The sequence below is a fragment of the Telluria sp. ZT3P26 genome, from assembly GCF_059686035.1.
Genome location: NZ_JCASII010000001.1, coordinates 716,383 through 734,847 on the forward strand (window position 1 = coordinate 716,383; position 18,465 = coordinate 734,847).

Annotated in this window: 13 protein-coding genes; 3 read left to right on the plus strand and 10 right to left on the minus strand. The window is 61.1% G+C overall.

All coding sequences use genetic code 11. The features are described from left to right. Positions 1-18 precede the first annotated feature (18 nt). The 10 genes from ileS to AC56LN_RS03205 all read right to left on the minus strand — a co-directional run bounded on the left by ileS (position 19) and on the right by AC56LN_RS03205 (position 13,949). Positions 19-2,904: an isoleucine--tRNA ligase gene (ileS, locus tag AC56LN_RS03160; RefSeq protein WP_499569904.1), complete on the minus strand. Its 2,886-nt coding sequence runs from the start codon at positions 2,902-2,904 to the stop codon at positions 19-21. Positions 2,905-3,016: 112 nt separating this feature from the next. Continuing rightward, positions 3,017-3,988 (minus strand): bifunctional riboflavin kinase/FAD synthetase, encoded by a 972-nt coding sequence (locus AC56LN_RS03165; RefSeq protein WP_499569905.1) that lies wholly within the window; start codon positions 3,986-3,988, stop codon positions 3,017-3,019. 221 nt (positions 3,989-4,209) lie between these two features. After that, positions 4,210-5,439, minus strand: coding sequence for a tetratricopeptide repeat protein (locus tag AC56LN_RS03170; RefSeq protein ID WP_482899870.1), 1,230 nt, complete (start codon positions 5,437-5,439; stop codon positions 4,210-4,212). A gap of 71 nt (positions 5,440-5,510) precedes the next feature. Continuing rightward, positions 5,511-5,945, minus strand: a complete 435-nt coding sequence (locus AC56LN_RS03175; protein WP_183555798.1) for an ExbD/TolR family protein — start codon at positions 5,943-5,945, stop codon at positions 5,511-5,513. 74 nt (positions 5,946-6,019) lie between these two features. Next, the gene (locus tag AC56LN_RS03180; RefSeq protein WP_258835394.1) at positions 6,020-6,439 is read right to left on the minus strand and encodes an ExbD/TolR family protein; all 420 of its coding nucleotides are present in this window, start codon (positions 6,437-6,439) and stop codon (positions 6,020-6,022) included. 3 nt (positions 6,440-6,442) lie between these two features. Next, a complete protein-coding gene (locus AC56LN_RS03185; RefSeq protein ID WP_482899868.1) occupies positions 6,443-7,387 on the minus strand; it encodes a MotA/TolQ/ExbB proton channel family protein in 945 nt (314 codons plus the stop codon). 84 nt (positions 7,388-7,471) lie between these two features. Further along, entirely contained in the window at positions 7,472-8,137 is a 666-nt protein-coding gene (locus tag AC56LN_RS03190; protein ID WP_499569906.1) for an energy transducer TonB, read from the minus strand. Between the two features lie 856 nt (positions 8,138-8,993). Then, on the minus strand, positions 8,994-10,517 hold the full coding sequence (locus AC56LN_RS03195) for a SpoVR family protein (protein ID WP_499569907.1): 1,524 nt from the start codon (positions 10,515-10,517) through the stop codon (positions 8,994-8,996). Positions 10,518-10,559: 42 nt separating this feature from the next. Continuing rightward, positions 10,560-11,828, minus strand: coding sequence for a YeaH/YhbH family protein (locus tag AC56LN_RS03200; RefSeq protein WP_499569908.1), 1,269 nt, complete (start codon positions 11,826-11,828; stop codon positions 10,560-10,562). 198 nt (positions 11,829-12,026) lie between these two features. After that, the gene (locus AC56LN_RS03205) at positions 12,027-13,949 is read right to left on the minus strand and encodes a PrkA family serine protein kinase (RefSeq protein ID WP_499569909.1); all 1,923 of its coding nucleotides are present in this window, start codon (positions 13,947-13,949) and stop codon (positions 12,027-12,029) included. A 551-nt stretch (positions 13,950-14,500) separates the two neighbouring features. On the opposite strand from AC56LN_RS03205, the gene AC56LN_RS03210 reads away from it, so the two are divergent. From AC56LN_RS03210 to AC56LN_RS03220, 3 genes are read left to right on the plus strand one after another with little or no spacing between them, the layout of a single operon-like run. Then, complete coding sequence (locus AC56LN_RS03210) at positions 14,501-15,508, plus strand: adenosine deaminase (RefSeq protein ID WP_482899863.1); 1,008 nt, start codon at positions 14,501-14,503, stop codon at positions 15,506-15,508. A gap of 21 nt (positions 15,509-15,529) precedes the next feature. Next, positions 15,530-18,061: an ABC transporter permease gene (locus AC56LN_RS03215; protein ID WP_499569910.1), complete on the plus strand. Its 2,532-nt coding sequence runs from the start codon at positions 15,530-15,532 to the stop codon at positions 18,059-18,061. A gap of 2 nt (positions 18,062-18,063) precedes the next feature. Continuing rightward, a complete protein-coding gene (locus AC56LN_RS03220) occupies positions 18,064-18,465 on the plus strand; it encodes a group II truncated hemoglobin (RefSeq protein ID WP_499569911.1) in 402 nt (133 codons plus the stop codon).

The following is an 18,465-nucleotide window of genomic DNA, read 5'->3' on the forward strand; positions in this document are numbered from 1 at the left end:
GGTGTCTGGACTCAGTACTTATGCGAAACGGCGCGCTTCGCCGGCGCCGAACAGATTGCTCGTGCAACGGCCGCACAGCGTTGGATGTGCTGAATCGTGGCCGACATCGCGGCGATAGTGCCAGCAGCGCTCGCACTTCTCGGCGTCCGACGGCACGACGGCCACGGCTTCCTCAGCCTCGCTTGCCACTTCCGTGACGCTTGCCTGCGACGTGATGAAGACGAACTTCAGGTCGTCATCCAGGCTGGCGAGCGCGCGGTATTTCTCGCCCGACGCTTTGATGGCCAGTTCGGCCTGCAACGACGAACCGATCGCGCCCGAGGTGCGCACTTCTTCCAGCTGCTTCGTCACGTCCAGGCGCACCTGGCGCAGCAACGCGTACTTGGCCAGGAGCGCATCGCCGTCCGGCAGTTCGGGGAACGTCCACAGCGTCTGCGTGAAGATGGTTTCATCGCTGGCGTTGAACGTTTCCTGGTCTGCAAACACGGCCCACGCTTCTTCGGCCGTGAACGACAGCACCGGCGACATCACGCGCAGCAGCGCATGCGCGATATGCCACAGCGCGGTCTGCGCCGAGCGGCGCGCCGGCGAATCGATGCCGGTCGTGTACAGGCGGTCCTTCAGGATATCCAGGTAGAAGCCGCCCAGGTCTTCCGAGCAGTAGTTCTGCAGGCGCGAGACGACCGGGTGGAATTCGTAGCGCTCGAAGTGCGCCGCCACGTCCTTCTGCAGCTGGGCCATCGAGGCGATCGCGTAGCGGTCGATCTCGAGCAGTTCGCCCATCGGCACCGCGTGCTGGGCCGGATTGAAGTCCGACGTGTTGGCCAGCAGGAAGCGCAGCGTGTTGCGGATGCGGCGGTACGATTCGGTCACGCGCTTGAGGATCTCTTCGCCGATCGACAGCTCGCCCGTGTAATCGGTCGAGGCCACCCACAGGCGCAGGATGTCGGCGCCAAGCGTGTCGGAGATTTTCTGCGGCGCCATCGTGTTGCCGAGCGACTTGGACATCTTCTTGCCGTGCTCGTCGACCGTAAAGCCGTGCGTGAGCAGCGCCTTGTACGGCGGCTCGCCATTGAGCATCGACGACGTCAGCAGCGACGAGTGGAACCAGCCGCGGTGCTGGTCCGAACCTTCCAGGTACAGGTCGGCCGGGAAGCCCAGCTGCTCCTTGTGCGAGCCGCGCAGCACGGTCTGGTGGGTTGCGCCCGAATCGAACCAGACGTCCAGCGTGTCCTTGTTCTTTTCGTAGATGGCAGCGTCGTCGCCCAGCAGCGTGACCGGGTCGAGCGTGTGCCAGGCGTCGATGCCGCCGGTTTCGAACAGCTTGGCCACTTGCTCCAGCAGTTCCGGCGTGCGCGGGTGCAGCGTGCCGGTTTCTTTATGGATGAAGAAGGCCATCGGCACGCCCCACTGGCGCTGGCGCGACAGGGTCCAGTCCGGGCGGTTCTCGATCATGCCGTGCAGGCGCGCCTGGCCCCAGTCCGGGAAGAACTGCGTCTTGGCGATGCCGGCCAGTGCGGTCTGGCGCAGGGTCGGGCCGCCATCCTTCGGCGTGAGGTCCATGCCGGCAAACCACTGGCTGGTGGCGCGGTAGACGATCGGCGTCTTGTGGCGCCAGCAGTGCATGTAGCTGTGATCGAACATCTTGAGTTCGAACAGCGCGCCTGCTTCGGTCAGCGCCGCGCAGATTGGTTTACTCGCTTCCCAGATCGTCAGGCCGCCGAACAGCGGCAGCGTCGACACGAAACGGCCGTCGCCCATGACCGGCTTGAGGATGTCGTCGTCCTGCATGCCATGCGCCTTGCACGACACGAAGTCTTCCAGGCCGTAGGCAGGCGCGGAGTGCACGACGCCGGTACCGCTGTCGACCGTCACGTAGTCGGCCAGGTACAGCGGCGAGAGGCGGTCGTAGAACGCGTCCTGCGCGTGCAGCGGGTGCCTGAAGTTGATGTCGGCCAGCTTCTCGCCAACCGTGGTGGCGATCACGGTGCCTTCGAGCTTGTAGCGCGTCAGGCACGATTCGACCAGCTCGGAACCCAGGATCAGCAGCAGCGGCTTGCCGTCACGTTCGGCTTGCACCAGCGAATACTGGACTTCCGGCCCGACGTTGAGCGCCTGGTTCGACGGGATCGTCCATGGGGTCGTGGTCCAGATGACGATGAAACCATCGCCGGCCGGGAGTTTGTCCAGGCCAAAGGCAGCCGCGATTTTTTCCGGTTCGGCAAACGGGAAGCCGACGTCGATCGCCGGGTCGCGCTTGTCCTGGTACTCGACTTCGGCTTCGGCCAGGGCCGAACCGCAATCGAAGCACCAGTTTACGGGCTTCAGGCCGCGGTAGACATAGCCTTTTTCGAGCAGCGTGCCGAGCGCGCGCAGCTCATCGGCCTCATTGCTGTAGGCCATGGTCATGTACGGGTTGTCCCATTCGCCGAGCACGCCCAGGCGGATGAAGCCGGCGCGCTGGCGGTCGATCTGCTCGAGCGCGTAGGCGCGGGCCTTTTGCAGCACCTCGGCCGTCGGCAGGTTCTTGCCGTACAGTTTTTCGATCTGGATCTCGATCGGCATGCCGTGGCAATCCCAGCCCGGCACGTAGGGCGCGTCGAAACCGGCGATCGTGCGCGACTTCAGCACCATGTCTTTCAGGATCTTGTTGACGGCGTGGCCCAGGTGGATGTCGCCATTCGCATACGGAGGACCATCGTGCAGGATGAAGGTCGGACGGCCCTTGGCCGCCTTGCGCACGCGCTCGTAGATTTTCTTGTCCTGCCATTGCTTGACCCAGCCCGGTTCGCGCTTGGCGAGGTCGCCGCGCATCGGGAACGGGGTATCGGTCATATTGACCGGGTATTTACTCTCGGGCTTCTTGCCGCCCTTGGCAGGGTTGTGCTGTTTGGTATCGGACATAAGGTTCTTTTGTTGGGTGTTCGTGTGCACGGCGCCGGGCGCCGCGTCGAATGGGGTCTGGCAAACAGGGGGAGGCGCTTCCTGCCAGTCGTTGACTGGCCGGGAAGCGCACTCAAATTCGGTCGGTCGCGTTCAGGGCGGCGTTACGCCGGTCGAAGAACGCGCGCGCTTGCAGCGCGTCGTTGTCGATCGCAGCGGTGAGCAGGGCCAGGTCGGCGTATTTTTCTTCGTCGCGCAGCTTGGCGAGAAATTCCACGCGCACGAGCTTGCCATAACACTGGCCGGCGTAGTCGAACACATGGACTTCAAGCAAGGTGCGGCCGGCGTCTTCGACGGTCGGGCGCACGCCCAGGCTGGCTACGGCAGGCAGCGGATGGTCGGCCAGGCCATGCACCTGCACGACGAAAATGCCGGACAGGGCAGGGCGATGGGCCACGCGCAGGTTCAGCGTCGGAAAGCCCAGCGTACGGCCGAGCTTGGCGCCATGGATGACGTGACCCGACATCGCGTACGGATGGCCGAGCAGCCGGCTGGTGGCGCAGAAGTCGCCCTGGGCCAGGGCGGCACGCACGGCCGACGACGAGATGCGTTCTGCGCCTTGCATCACGGTGCCGAGCGTGTGGACTTCGAAACCGTGTTCGCGCCCGGCTTCGGTCAGCATCGCGATGTTGCCGGCGCGGCGCGCGCCGAAGCAGAAGTCGTCGCCGACCATCAGCCACTTGACGTGCAGGCCGTCGACCAGCACGCGCTGGACGAAATCCTGCGGCGACATGGCGGCAAACTGCTCATTGAAATGTTCGACGATGACGCGGTCGATGCCGGCCTGGTCCAGGTCTTCGAGCTTGTCGCGCAGATTGGCCACACGGGCCGGGGCTTTTGACGGGTCACCCAGTTTCCGGGCAAAGTATTCGCGGGGATGCGGTTCGAACGTCATCACGGCCGCGTCCAGACCAAGCCGGTCGGCTGCGCCGCGCACCTGCGCCAGCAGGGCCTGGTGGCCCCGGTGGACGCCGTCGAAATTGCCGATCGTGAGCGCGCAGGGTGCGCGCGCCCTGTCGTTGGGAAGTCCGCGAAATACCTTCATCAAGTCTGGTTCCGGTTGCGCGCCATGCTGTCGGTATGCGGCGCCAAAAGCCTGATTATACGGGAACTGCGCAGCAAACCGACGTTGCATAAGAGGAATGGATGGCCGCTGATGGCGTGGGGCGTGTGATGCCCGAGCCGATCAAACAAAAACGCCGCCCGAAGGCGGCGTTTTGGCCGTTTGCAACATAGGGTGGACGGCGATGCCGTCCACCATCACGCTTACGACAGTGGGTGGTTGACTGCCAGGATCCAGTAGCGGGCCAGTTCAGCCGTGCCGTCCTTGCCGCCAACGGTCTTGAAGGCAGCGATGGCTTGCTGCTTCTTGCCAGCGACGGCGTAGGCTTCGCCCAGACGCAGCTTGGCTTCTTCGGCATTACGCAGACCGCCGGCCTTGATCGCCGCTTCCATCATTTTCAGGCCCTTGTCGGCCTGGCCAGCCTGCACCAGCGCGTAACCCAGGCCAACCATCTGGTCTGCGTCCTTGGCAGCGGTGTACTCGGCTTCGAGCGCAGCAAAGTTCTTGTTTTGCTCGGCCAGGTTCTTCTCAGCCAGTTCTTTCAGACGCTGATGGCGTGCGGCATCGGTGCCGGTACCCAGTGCGCCGGCCTTGTAGCCGCGGTCGATGACCTTGAGCGCTTCGGCCGGGGCTTTCGCCTGCAGCACCAGCTGGGCCATTTCCATGAACTCGCTTGGCTTCTTGAGCAGGTTATTGGCCAGCTTCAGGCGATAGACATCGATGTTCAGGCGCTGCGAGTAACCTGGCTGACGCTGCACACGGTTCAGCAGGTCGGTCCAGTACTGGGCTTTCGGATAGCTTGCTGCCAGCTTCTCGATGGTGCGGACATAGCCGGCCGTATCGTTTTTCTTGAGCTGGATATTGGCCAGCATGCCGAGCTGATCTTCGCTCAGACGGCCACTTTTTTCGATGGTGCGCAGTTCCTGCTCGAGCGCGGCAGTGTTGCCTTGCTTGTAGTAGTTCTGCAGCAGGTAAGCGCGCAGCTTCGGATCGTCTTTCTGCTTGAGCAGGGACTGGATCGTGCTGTTGGCTTTGTTCAGATCGCCGGCGCGCATATAAATGCCGACCAGGCCTTCTGAAAACTGCGAACGCTCGGATGCGTTCAGCTTGCCCGAATCGAGCAGTGCTTCGAACGATTTGGCGGCGGTGTCAAAGTCACCGGCCGACGAGGCTGCCGCAGCGCGAACGCGCTCGATCGTGTAAGTCTCGTTGGCGGTCTTGTTGCCCACTTTGTCCAGTCCACGCAGGGTCGCCAGAGCATCCTTGTGCTTGCCCTGTTTCATTTGTGCCTGGGCTTGCTGCAGTGGTTTGCCGATTTCCGCACGCAGTGCTTCTGCAGCGACAGCGGAGGACAGGCCGATCACCGGAGTGGCGGCAACGAAGCCGAGTGCGGCCATCGCGATACTGAGGTGAGCGAGACGGAACTTGATCATCTGAAAAATCCTTATTTCAAAATGGACACGGCAGGGGGTAGCCCTGCCGTGTTGGTCAAAACATGGAACGATTACTGGAATTGCTCGTTACCGACCATGCCGATTTTGGTGACGCCGATGCGCTGGGCAGATGCCATCACGCCAGCTACAACTTTATACTCTACCAGCTTATTCGGACGCAGGTGCACTTCAGGCTGGTCAGCCATCGCTGCTACTGCATTCATCTTCGCTTCGAGGGCTGCACGATCCGGAATCACTTCGCCATCCCAGAGGATGGTGCCGTCAAAGTCCACGTCGATGGTGACCACAACCGGCTTGACATCCGTCATCGGTGGCGGGGTACCCGTCGGCATGTTCAGATTGACCGAGTGGTTCTGCTTCGGAATCGTGATGATCAGCATAATGATCAGAACGAGCAGGACGTCGATCAACGGCGTCATGTTCATTTCCATCATCGGTTCCGGATCAGCATCCTTAGCGGAGCTCGAACCTACGCTCATACTCATGGTGTTTCCTTTTCAAATGTCGGGAGAAGGGCGCGGCGCCCGGCTCGATGAGCCTGACGCCGCGTGCAGGGCTATCAGCCCGGTGGCTCGATCACGAAGCCAACCTTCTGCACCCCGGCACGTTGTGCCGTGTAGATGACCCGACCGATTGCTTCGTAGCGTGCTTCCTGGTCGCCACGAACTTTTACTGCCGGTTGCGGCACCTTCACCGACTGCTCCGCGAGAAACTTGAACAGTTCGTCCGTGTTCGCGAGGTGCAGCTGGTTATAGTACATTTCGCCGTCTTTATTGACGGTGATGTTAACGTCTTCCGGTTTGGTCAGCGTGACCTGGTTCTCTTCTGCAGGCAGTGCAACCTGTTGCAGCTTCAGAACCACCGGACTCGTGATCAGGAAGATGATCAGCAGAACCAACATGATGTCAACGAGTGGCGTCGTGTTGATCTCTGAATTCAGCTCATCTTCTCCGTTATCGGATCCGACACTCATCGACATAATTTATCCAATCTTTTTGGCGCTGACTGCTGCGTTCGAGGTCGACATTGCGCCCGAGATCAGTACCGAGTGCACGTCAGCCGAGAACGAGCGGACATCTTCCAGCACGGTCTTGTTACGACGAACCAGCCAGTTGTAACCCAGCACGGCAGGAACTGCAACGAACAGACCGAAGGCGGTCATGATCAGTGCTTCACCGACTGGACCTGCAACCTTGTCGATCGACGCGTTACCCGACATGCCGATGGCGGTCAGTGCGTTGTAAATACCCCAGACGGTACCGAACAGACCGATGAACGGCGAGGTCGAACCAACGGTTGCCAGGAACGACAGGCCATCTTGCAGACGCGACTGAACACGGTCAACAGCGCGCTGGATCTGCATGGTAACCCAGGTCGACAGGTCGATCTGCTCGAGCAGCGCGCCGTCGTGGTGCTGGGTAGCCTTGGTGCCGGTTTCAGCGATGAAGCGGAATGGCGAACCTTCTTTCAGCTGAGCCGAACCAGCAACGATCGACGGTGCTTTCCAGAACTTGGCTTTCATGTCTTTAGCCTGGTTCATCACTTTTTGCTGATCGATCAGCTTGGTGATGATGATGTACCACGAACCCATCGACATCAGCGACAGAATGATCAGGGTGCCCTTGTTGACGAAGTCGCCGTGTTCCCACATGGCCTGCAGACCGTACGGGTTGTAGACTTCTTCGCTTTTTTCGGTTCCTGGTGCAGCAGCTGGCGCGCCGGCGTCGGCCGGGGCAGCAGCAGCGTCAGCAGCAGGAGCAGCAGCTGGATCGACAGCTGGTGCAGCCGCGTCGGTCGTCGCTGGGGCAGCTGCGTCGGTTGCTGGGGTTGCTTGAGCGAAGGCTGGTGCCGACACCAGCGCCGATGCTGCGGTTACCGACAACAGGACAGCCGCCAGGAAAGCGGACAAACGGGTATTCTTAAACATGCTTCCTCCAAAATATTTAAATAGACAGTTCGCTGAACTTACGACAACGACAATCAAAGTTTGAGACGGTGTTTTGTCCCGGTTTTATTCCAGCGTCCAGACGTACTGCACCGCTGTCCACGCCTGTTCCGGCTTGCCATCGATCATGGCTGGCTTGAATCGGCATTTGCTCAGAGCCGATTGCGCGGCCCGGTCCAAGTCTCGGAAGCCACTTGACTTCGCCAGCTTGGCTTCCAACACGCGACCATCGACACCAATCAGGAACTGCAGGGTCGTGGTACCCGTTTCTTCATTGCGTTGCGACGAACGCGGATATTCCGGACGTGCGCAAGTATTAAAGTCTGCTACTGCCTCGCTGCGGCTGACGCCACGCGGTGCCGGTGGTGCTGGCGGCGCAGGTTGTGCCGGTGGTGCAGGCGGTGCCAGCGACGTGGTCGGTGGCGGCGTCGTCGTTGCTGCGGCGATCACGTTCTGCGGCGGTGGCGGCTGCTGCACCTGCACTTCAACCGGCGGGATGAACGGAGGCGGTGGGGCCTTCATTTCCGGCGGTGGTGGCGGTGGCGGGGTTTCCGGTGGTGGCGGTGGTGCCACTTCTTCAATCAGCTTGGTTTCCACAGCTTCGGTCACCGTGCTGACGATCCGGGTACCCAGGCCGGCCACGAGTGCCCAACCCACAAGGATGTGGAAGATGATCACAACGATCAATCCTGTGAAATTTTTCCCGGGTTGCTTTTCGTTCGAAAAATTCATGCCATATTTCTCCAATGCCAACTCTTTTTTGTTGCTACCAAACCCACTAAATACGACGGAAACCTAGAGCCGCATCCGGGACATTCGAGGAATTATACCTACGAATTCTTTTTTGCACATACATTTTTACAGCAGCGAAAGGACCGCTAACTGCTTGTAAAAGCAGGCAAAGCAGCTCATCTATACAAGAACTGACGGGCTGCACGTCGGGGTTTGGAAGTCCGGAAATTGTCTAATCTATTAATGGATTCTCCTCGTCACGTGGAAGATCAATGCTCAGGCTGCTTTTGCCAAATTATTGTCGCTAATTAATTGGTTTGGCAAATTTCCTATGACTAGGCATCGACTTTTCGTCGAACTATCGCGAATCTCCCTATCCGGTAGTCAAGAGCAACGCACCTGGAACCAGCGCCTGCCATGACACGCTATAGATAAAAGTTATACGACTTGTCACCATTGAGATAACTCAACCGTGCGCCCAACAATCACGTCAACTTGACAGGAAAGAAAGCTGCGAGCCCCCACACCTGCTTCTCCAAACTATATTACTTAGTTTTGCTAGGTACTTCACCACCATATTGCCATGACGTGGATGTGACAGCGCCAACATGTGATGACGGCAACATACCATGAAATCGGTTTATTGGCGATACCAAGAGAACGCGACCACGTACGTAGTGCTACGCACTCATGGTATTTACATGTGGAAAGGGCGGAAAGTAGGGCGGGTTGGGCCAGCGCGCAGGTCGATTTCTGCACCTGAAACCGTGATGGAGCTGATTGAAGAGGGCTGAATCGTCGCGTTTGATGAGCCCAAGGCACGGTAGGGTGGACGGCGCAGCCGTCCACCCAACGCTCAGCGCGCGCGCTTCTCGCGCCGGCACTCGAGGAAGCTGACGACGTGGCCGTTGGGATCGGCTGTCTCCAGGCGCACGTCGAAGCCCCACAGACGGGCAATGTGTTTTAGCACCTCTTGCGCCTGCTGGTTCAGCGGACGGCGGTTGTACTGCGTATGACGCAGCGTCAACGCGCGGTCGTCGCGCGTATTGACTTGCCAGACCTGGATATTGGGTTCGCGGCTGCCCAGGTTGTACTGTTCAGCCATCTTGTGACGCACGTAGCGGTACCCGGCTTCGTCGTGAATGGCCGAGATCGACAACTTGTCGCTGCGGTCGTCGTCGAGCACGGCAAAGAAGTGAAATTCGCGGATCAGCTTTGGTGACAGGTACTGCGCAATGAAACTCTCGTCCTTGAAATTACGCATCGCGAAGTCCAGCGTCTTGCGCCAGTCGCTCCCGGCAATGTCGGGGAACCAGGTATGGTCTTCGTCGGTCGGGTGCTCGCAGATGCGGCGGATGTCGCTCATCATCGCGAAGCCGAGCGCATACGGGTTGATCCCGCTGTAATACGGGCTGTTGGCTGGCGGCTGGTAGACGACGTTGGTGTGGCTTTGCAGGAATTCGAGCATGAAGCCGTCGCCGACGATGCCTTCCTGGTACAGGTCCTGCAGAATCGTGTAGTGCCAGAACGTGGCCCAGCCTTCGTTCATCACCTGGGTCTGGCGCTGCGGATAAAAATATTGCGAGATCTTGCGCGTGATGCGCACGAGTTCACGCTGCCACGGCTCGAGCAGCGGTGCATATTTTTCGATGAAGTACAGCAGGTTTTCTTCGGGCTCTGGCGGAAAGCGCACGGGCGCGGCGCTGAGTATCTGCTCTTCACGCAGCGGCAGCGTGCGCCAGATGGCGTTGACTTGTGACTGGGCATACTCTTCGCGCTCCTTGGTGCGCGCCGCCTCCTGCGCCACCGACAGCTTGGCCGGGCGCTTGTAGCGGTCCACGCCATAGTTCTGCAGCGCGTGGCAGGAGTCGAGCACGTCTTCTACCGCATCGATGCCATGCCGCTGCTCGCATTCGGCGATGTAATTCTTGGCGAACACCATATAGTCGACGATGGCATCGGCATCGGTCCAGCTTCTGAACAGGTAATTGCCCTTGAAGAAGGAGTTGTGGCCATACGCCGCGTGCGCGATCACCAGGGCCTGCATCGTCAGGCTGTTCTCTTCCATCAGATACGCGATGCAGGGATTGGAATTGATGACGATTTCATAGGCCAGGCCCATCTGGCCGCGGCGGTAGCTTTTCTCGGTGCTCAGGAAATGCTTGCCGAACGACCAGTGGTTGTATGACACCGGCATCCCGACCGAGGTGTACGCATCCATCATCTGCTCGGCAGTGATGATCTCGAGCTGGTTCGGATAGGTGTCGAGGCCGTAGCGCTGCGCCACGCGCCTGATTTCTTCATGCGCTTGCTCGATCAGGTCGAAGGTCCATTCCGACTGCTCGGGCAGGGCGCGCGGGTTATCCGGATCTCTTGGCATGGGGCACCTCGCTGCGGTTGGCTGGTTCGGTTGTTCGCGCGGCTACTTGGCCTGCTTCTTGAACAGTTCCCGGAACACGGGATAGATATCGGCCGGGGTCACGATCTTTTGCATCGCAAAGTTGCGGTGCTGGCTGGCGACGTCGCAGTATTGTTCCCACAGGTTCTGTGGCGGGCCATCCGTGATTTCGACATAGGTGTAGTACTGGACGCGCGGCATGATCCCATTGGACAGGATCTGCTTGCACAGCACCGAATCGTTGTCCCAGTTGTCGCCGTCGGAGGCTTGCGCCACGTAGGCATTCCAGTCAGCGCTGCCGTAGCGTTCACTGAGGACTTTCTGCAGCAGGTGCAAGGCTGACGAGACGACGGTGCCACCCGACTCGCGCGAATGGAAGAATTCGTTCTCGTCGACCTCGGCCGCGGCCGTGTGGTGGCGGATGAAGACCACATCGATCTTTTCGTACACGCGTTTCAGGAACAGATACAGCAGGATGAAGAAGCGCTTGGCCGTGTCCTTGCGCGTTTCGTCCATCGAGCCCGACACGTCCATGATGCAGAACATCACCGCCTGCGTGCTTGGCTTGGGCACCTTGATCCGGTTGGCATAGCGCAGGTCGAACGGGTCGATGAACGGAATCGCATTGAGCCGGATGCGCAGATGATGAATGTGGTCCTTCAGTTCGATGACGCCCTGGTCGTCGCCCGGTGCGCCTTCGTCGAACAGCGCCTGCAATTGTTCCTGGGCTTCGGACAACTGGCGCCGCGCCGGACCGCCCACGGCGATGCGCCGGCCCAGTGCGCCGCGCAGCGAACGCAGCACGTGGATGTTCGATGGTGTGCCCGAGACGTTGTAGCCGGCGCGCTGGTTCTTGTATTCAATGGTCTGGGTCAATTGCGTCTTGACCATATTTGGCAGCTCGAGGTCTTCGAAGAAATAATTCATGAATTCTTCGCGTGACAGCTCGAAGATGAAATCGTCCTCGACGGTCTGGTCGCTGTTGCCGGCGCGGCCACGGCCGGCGCCGCCACCGCCGCGCGGGCGACTGAACTGGTCGCCCTTTTGATATTCGGTATTGCCGGGGTTGACGGTTTCCCAGACGCCGCCATGGGCGTGGCCGAAGTGCGGCTCGTTGACATCCTTGACGGGGATGGTGACCTTCTCGCCGTTTTCGATGTCGGTGATCGAGCGGCCCTTGATGGCGCGGCCGACAGCATCCTTGATCTGCGCCTTGTAGCGGCGCAGGAAGCGTTCGCGGTTGACCGCAGACTTGTTCTTGCCCTGCAATCGGCGGTCGATGAGGTAAGTCAAAACAGGCCTCCTGCTCAATGTAAGCGCGGATCCGGCGTTGATGACACGCTGGTGTGGCGCTGTGGCGCCGCCATCACAACGGCAGCACCCTTATCTTAATACGCTATGCGAACGCGCGTACGCCGCACGTTCAGCGTGGGACGTTGCCGGCTGACGGCCTGCGGGCAGCCGGCAACGCTGTTGCCTGAGCGTTGGTGCTTACGACGATTTGCGCACCCGCAGATACCACTCGCACAGCAGCCGTACCTGCTTCGGCGTGTAGCCCTTCTCGACCATGCGCGCCACGAAATCGGCGTGCTTGTTCGCGTCGTCGGTATTCGCCTTCGCATTGAACGAAATCACCGGCAGGAGTTCCTCGGTATTCGAGAACATTTTTTTCTCGATCACGCTGCGGAACTTTTCATAACTGGTCCAGGCCGGATTCTTGCCCGCATTGGTGGCGCGCGCGCGCAGGCTGAAGTTGACGATCTCGTTGCGGAAATCCTTCGGATTCGAAATGCCGGCCGGCTTTTCAATCTTTTCCAGTTCGGCGTTCAGCGACTCGCGATCAAAACTCTCGCCGGTATCGGGATCGCGGAATTCCTGGTCCTGGATCCAGAAGTCGGCAAACGTGACGTAGCGGTCGAAGATGTTCTGGCCATATTCGGAATAGCTTTCCAGATAGGCCGTCTGGATCTCCTTGCCAATAAAGTCGACGTAACGCTGCGCCAGGTGTTCCTTGATATATGACAGGTAGCGCTGCTCGGTCTCGGGCGGGAATTGCTCGCGCTCGATCTGCTGCTCGAGTACGTACAGCAGGTGCACCGGATTGGCGGCCACCTCGGTATTGTCGAAGTTGAAGACCTTCGACAGGATCTTGAAAGCAAAGCGGGTCGACAACCCGTTCATGCCTTCGTCCACGCCGGCGTAGTCGGCATATTCGTGCAGCGACTTGGCTTTGGGGTCGGTGTCCTTCAGGTTGTCGCCGTCGTACACCAGCATCTTGGAATAGATGCTGGAATTGTCGGGATCCTTCAGGCGCGACAGCACGGCAAATTGCGACATCATGCGCAGCGTGCCGGGCGCGCAGGGCGCCTTGTCGAGCGACGAATTGCGCAGCAGCTTGTCGTAGATTTTCACTTCATCCGACACCCGCAGGCAGTACGGCACCTTGACGATGTAGATGCGGTCGAGGAATGCCTCGTTATTGCGGTTGTTGCGGAAGGTCTTCCATTCCGATTCGTTCGAGTGGGCCAGCACGATGCCGTCGAACGGGATCGCGCCGAATCCTTCGGTGCCCTTGTAATTGCCTTCCTGCGTGGCCGTCAGCAGCGGGTGCAGCACCTTGATCGGTGCCTTGAACATCTCGACGAATTCCATCAGGCCCTGGTTGGCCAGGCACAGGCCGCCCGAATAGCTGTAGGCGTCCGGATCGTCCTGCGAGAAATCCTCGAGCTTGCGGATATCGACCTTGCCAACCAGGGATGAAATATCCTGGTTGTTTTCGTCGCCCGGCTCGGTCTTGGAAATGGCGACCTGCTTGAGGATCGACGGATAGCGCCGCACGACGCGGAACCTGTTGATGTCGCCGCCGAATTCATGCAGGCGCTTGACGGCCCAGGGACTCGGCACCGCGCGCAGATAGCGGCGCGGGATGCCGTAATCTTCTTCGAGGATCTGGCCGTCCTCGTCTTCGCTGAACAAGCCCAGCGGCGATTCGTTGACGGGCGAACCCTTGATCGCATAAAAGGGCACCAGCTCCATCAGGCTCTTGAGTTTTTCGGCAATCGACGACTTGCCGCCGCCCACCGGGCCCAGCAGGTACAGGATCTGCTTGCGTTCTTCCAGGCCTTGCGCCGCGTGGCGGAAATACGAAACGACCTGCTCGATCACTTCTTCCATGCCGTAAAACTCGCGAAACGCCGGATAGATCTTGATGACCTTGTTGGCGAAAATGCGCGACAGGCGTGAATCGAGACGGGTATCGACCAATGTGGGTTCGCCAATGGCAGCGAGCATGCGCTCTGGCGCGCTGGCATACGTCAGCGGGTCGCGCTTGCACATCTGCAGGAACTCGGTCATCGAGTATTCCTCTTCCCGAGTACGCTCATAGCGGGCCGTGTAGTTATCAAAGATGCTCATTTGAAGTTCCTTTAATGTGCCAACAACGAATCACTGTCACAACAGCGCATGGCGCTGCCCGGGGCCCCGGTTATTTCGGCGTACTCCTTGTTCGTTCGTCACGTGCGGCGCCAGTGTGGTCGGCGTCGTGGAAGGTGCGCGTGCGATTGCTTGTTGTCAATCCGAACATATCGGACAGACTGCAGTGCGGAGGGCGTCGTTTTGCGTTACTGAAATTTATTATGTGCCTAATAGTTTCCGAAGTCAAAGTCCTGTTGCACAACATAATGAACCTGCAACAAGTGCTTGATTTAACAACAGAAAATCAGATATTGACCTGCGCGGCACGTGCGCACGGAAGGTACATGAACACGGTTTGAACCACATTCAGGTTCATGCAAAGCGTATCGAGTTTTCACCGGCTGTACAACAGGCGACGCACGTCAATCGTGCACTGCCCAAACGATGAACCCACGCTTTTTCGCTAGGGCATGAGGCGATCGCACGCATGCGTTACACTTGCCGGTCGCCTCAACGCGACCTTATTCACTGAACACCTGTTGGAGAACACCATGCTTGACGACCGCTTGCGCACCCTGTTGCAGAACATGCCCAAGGCTGAACTGCACATCCATATCGAGGGCTCGCTTGAGCCAGAACTGATTTTTGCTCTGGCACAAAGAAACAACGTCCAGCTGGCCTATGACTCGGTCGAAGCGTTGCGCGATGCCTACGCTTTCAGCGATCTGCAATCGTTCCTCGACATTTATTATGCCGGCGCCAGCGTGCTGCTGACCGAGCAGGACTTTTACGACATGACCGCCGCCTATCTGGCGCGCGCGCATGCCGACAATGTCCGCCACACCGAAATCTTCTTCGACCCGCAAACACACACCGCGCGCGGCGTGCCGTTCGAGACCGTCATCAACGGCATCTGGCGCGCCTGTCAGGATGCGCCGCTGAGCGCCGAACTGATCATGTGCTTCCTGCGCCACCTGTCGGAAGACGACGCGATCGCCACGCTGGACGAATCGCTGCCGTACCGCGACAAGTTCATCGGCGTGGGCCTGGATTCGTCCGAAGTCGGCCACCCGCCCGAGAAGTTCGCGCGCGTGTTCGAGCGCGCCCGCAACCTGGGCCTGCGCCTGGTTGCGCATGCTGGTGAAGAAGGCCCGCCGGCCTACATCGAAAGCGCGCTCGACGTGCTCAAGGTCGAGCGTATCGACCACGGCGTGCGCAGCCTGGAAAGCCCGGCGCTGGTCGAGCGCCTGGTGCGCGAGCAGATGGCGCTGACCGTGTGCCCGCTGTCGAACATCAAGCTGCGCGTGTTCGACGTCATGGGTTCGCACAACCTGCGCACCTTGCTCGACGCTGGCCTGGCCGTTACGGTCAACTCGGACGATCCGGCCTATTTCGGCGGCTACGTCAACGAGAACTACTTCGCCGCTTTTGACGCCTTGCCGCTGGATGCGACGCACGCGCAGCAACTGGCGCGCAACAGCTTCCAGGCCGCCTTCATCGATCCGGAGCGCAAGCGCGCCTTCCTGGCCGAAGTCGACGACTTCTTCGCCAACGCCTGACCTTAACCACGGAGCGACGCCATGTTCGTCCAGGCACTTCGCATGACGGCGCGCGACTGGCGCGCCGGTGAACTGCGCTTCCTGCTGGTGGCGCTGATCGTCGCCGTGGCGGCGCTCACGTCGGTCGGCTTCTTCACTGACCGCATGCGCGCCGGCATGGACCGCGACGCGCACCAGCTGCTGGGCGCCGACCTGCTGGTCAAGACCGATGACCCGGTACCCCAGGCCTGGCGTGACGAAGCCACGCGGCGCGGCCTGCTGCTGGCCGACACGGTGACCTTCCCGAGTATGGCGCAGGCAGGCGAGGGCGACGACTCGCTGGCGCAGCTCTCGTCGATCAAGGCTGTGTCGAAAGGCTATCCGCTGCGTGGCCAGATGAAGATCACGACCGACCCGGTCGCGGCCAGTGGCGCGCGCGGCGAGCCGACGCGCGCCGTGCCGGCGCCGGGCACCGTGTGGGTCGATCCCGGCCTGCTCGCGCAGTTGTCAACGCAGGTGGGCGGCATGCTCACACTGGGTAACAGCCAGTTGCGCATCACGCAGCTGATCGCCACCGAGCCCGATAAAGGCGCGTCGTTCGCGAATTTCGCGCCGCGCGTGATGCTGTCGATGGACGACCTGAAGGCCACGGGCCTGGTGGACGACTTTGCACGCGTGGACTTCCGGCTGCAGATTGCTTCGACCAACCGCAATGACCTGGCGACCATCAAAGCCTACGAAACCTGGCTGCGCGCGCAGATCAGGGACGGCAACCTGAAGGGCGTGCGCATCGAGACGCTCGAGAACGGACGCCCGGAAATGCGCGCGACGCTCGATCGGGCGGGTTTATTTTTGTCGCTCGTGGGCTTGCTGTCGGCGATGCTGGCGGCGGTGGCCGTGGCGATGGCGGCGCGCCGCTTCATGAGTCGCCACCTGGATGCCTGCGCGATGCTGCGCTGCCTGGGCCTGACCCAGAACCAGGTCACCGTCATGTACGTGACCGAATTCGCCCTCGTCGGCTTGCTGGGCAGCGTGCTCGGTGTGCTGGTGGGTTTCGGCGCGCACTTCGTGCTGCTCGAACTGATTGCATCGCTGATCCGCACCGAGCTGCCGCCTGTGTCGATCCTGCCGGCCCTGCAGGGCGTGGCCACGGGCATGCTGCTGCTGGTGGGCTTTGCGCTGCCGCCAATTCTGCAATTACGCAATGTGCCGCACAACCGCGTGATCCGGCGCGAAGCCGGCGCGCCGCAACCGGCCGCGCTGGCGACCTATGGCCTGGGCGTGGGCGCCTTCTTCCTGCTGCTCTACTGGCAGGCGGGCGACCTGACGCTGGCGCTGATCACGGCCGGGGGCTTCCTCGGTGGCTTCGCCTTCTTCGCGCTCGTGGCCTGGCTGGGCCTCAAGCTGCTGCGCCGCATGCGCAACCTGTTCCCGCAGCAGGCCTGGCGCTTTGCCGTCACGTCGCTGCAGCGCCGGCCCGGCGCCACGGTCGTGCAGGTGGTCTCGCTGTCGCTCGGCCTGATGGCGCTGCTGCTCCTGACCGTCGTGCGGGGCGACCTGATGGCGGCCTGGCAGTCGGCCACGCCGGCCGACGCGCCGAACCGCTTCGTGATCAACATCCTGCCCGAGCAGACCAAGGGCGTCGAAGGCCAGCTGGTGGCGGCCAACGTGAAGGAGCCGGTGCTGTTCCCGATGATCCGCGGGCGCCTCACGGCGATCAACGGCGCCGCCATCAAGAGCGACACCTTCGCCGACGGCGAGGCGCGCCGCCTGGCGAACCGCGAATTCAACCTGTCGACGACCAATGCGCTGCCGGAGGGGAACGAGGTCGTCGAAGGGGCGTGGTTCAGGGATGCGCCCGGCCTGGCCGAAGTGTCGGTCGAAAAAAGCATCATGGACCGCCTTGGCCTGAAGCTGGGCGACAGCCTGCGCTTCGACATGGCGGGACTGATGGTGGACGCAAAGATCACCAGCGTGCGCAAGCTCGAATGGGGCTCGATGCGCGCCAACTTTTTCGTCATCATCAACCCGGCCGCGATGGCCAATGCGCCGACCACCTACATGACGGCGTTCCACGTGCCGGCCGAAGGCGCGAACCTGGGCAATGCACTCACGCGTGCGTACCCGAACCTGACCGTGGTCGATGTCTCCGGCATCATCCGCCAGCTGCAGGATGTGCTGGACCAGGTGGTGGTCGCGGTCGAATTCCTGTTCCTGTTCACGCTGGCCTCGGGCGTGCTGGTGCTGTATGCGGCGTTGATGGGATCGACGTCGGAGCGCACGCGTGAAGGCGGGCTGCTGCGGGCGCTGGGCGCGACGCGCCAGCAACTGGCGCGGGCGCAGCGGATCGAGTTCGTGCTGGTGGGCGGGCTGTCAGGCCTGCTCGCGGCGACGGGCGCTGCGGCGCTGGGCTGGGCGCTGGCGACGTACCAGTTCAAATTCCCGTGGACGTTCGCGCCGGGCGTGTGGTTGGCCGGCCTGGTGGTAGGGATCCTGTGCGCGATCCTTGGCGGCTGGTTCGGCCTGCGCGGCGTGCTGCGTCAGCCGCCGCTGCAGACGTTGCGGGAGGCGTGAGCATGCAGGATACGCAAACCGACACGCCAACGCTGTACGAGATCATGGGCGGCGCCGAGCGTCTGCGCGCGCTGGTGGACCGTTTCTATGACCTGATGCAGCTCGAGCCGGAGTTCGCCAACATCCACGTGATGCACCCGGTGCCCAACGACAGCTCGCGCGACAAGCTGTTCATGTTTTTGTCCGGGTGGATGGGCGGGCCGGACCTGTATATCGAACGCTACGGCCATCCGCGCCTGCGCGCGCGCCACCTGCCGTACGCGATCGGCACCAGGGAGCGCGACGCGTGGCTGCGCGCGATGGCGTGGGCGATGGAAGACCTGGGCTATGACGAGGCGCTGCGGGTGCGCCTGATGACCTCTTTCTTCCAGACCGCCGACTGGATGCGCAACAAGGCCGATTGA

Bases quoted from the DNA above. Each gene is read 5' to 3' on its own strand.
- ileS (WP_499569904.1), bottom strand. From the start codon at position 2,904: ATGTCCGATACCAAACAGCACAACCCTGCCAAGGGCGGCAAGAAGCCC.
- AC56LN_RS03165 (WP_499569905.1), bottom strand. From the start codon at position 3,988: ATGAAGGTATTTCGCGGACTTCCCAACGACAGGGCGCGCGCACCCTGC.
- AC56LN_RS03170 (WP_482899870.1), bottom strand. From the start codon at position 5,439: ATGATCAAGTTCCGTCTCGCTCACCTCAGTATCGCGATGGCCGCACTC.
- AC56LN_RS03175 (WP_183555798.1), bottom strand. From the start codon at position 5,945: ATGAGTATGAGCGTAGGTTCGAGCTCCGCTAAGGATGCTGATCCGGAA.
- AC56LN_RS03180 (WP_258835394.1), bottom strand. From the start codon at position 6,439: ATGTCGATGAGTGTCGGATCCGATAACGGAGAAGATGAGCTGAATTCA.
- AC56LN_RS03185 (WP_482899868.1), bottom strand. From the start codon at position 7,387: ATGTTTAAGAATACCCGTTTGTCCGCTTTCCTGGCGGCTGTCCTGTTG.
- AC56LN_RS03190 (WP_499569906.1), bottom strand. From the start codon at position 8,137: ATGAATTTTTCGAACGAAAAGCAACCCGGGAAAAATTTCACAGGATTG.
- AC56LN_RS03195 (WP_499569907.1), bottom strand. From the start codon at position 10,517: ATGCCAAGAGATCCGGATAACCCGCGCGCCCTGCCCGAGCAGTCGGAA.
- AC56LN_RS03205 (WP_499569909.1), bottom strand. From the start codon at position 13,949: ATGAGCATCTTTGATAACTACACGGCCCGCTATGAGCGTACTCGGGAA.
- AC56LN_RS03210 (WP_482899863.1), top strand. From the start codon at position 14,501: ATGCTTGACGACCGCTTGCGCACCCTGTTGCAGAACATGCCCAAGGCT.
- AC56LN_RS03215 (WP_499569910.1), top strand. From the start codon at position 15,530: ATGTTCGTCCAGGCACTTCGCATGACGGCGCGCGACTGGCGCGCCGGT.
- AC56LN_RS03220 (WP_499569911.1), top strand. From the start codon at position 18,064: ATGCAGGATACGCAAACCGACACGCCAACGCTGTACGAGATCATGGGC.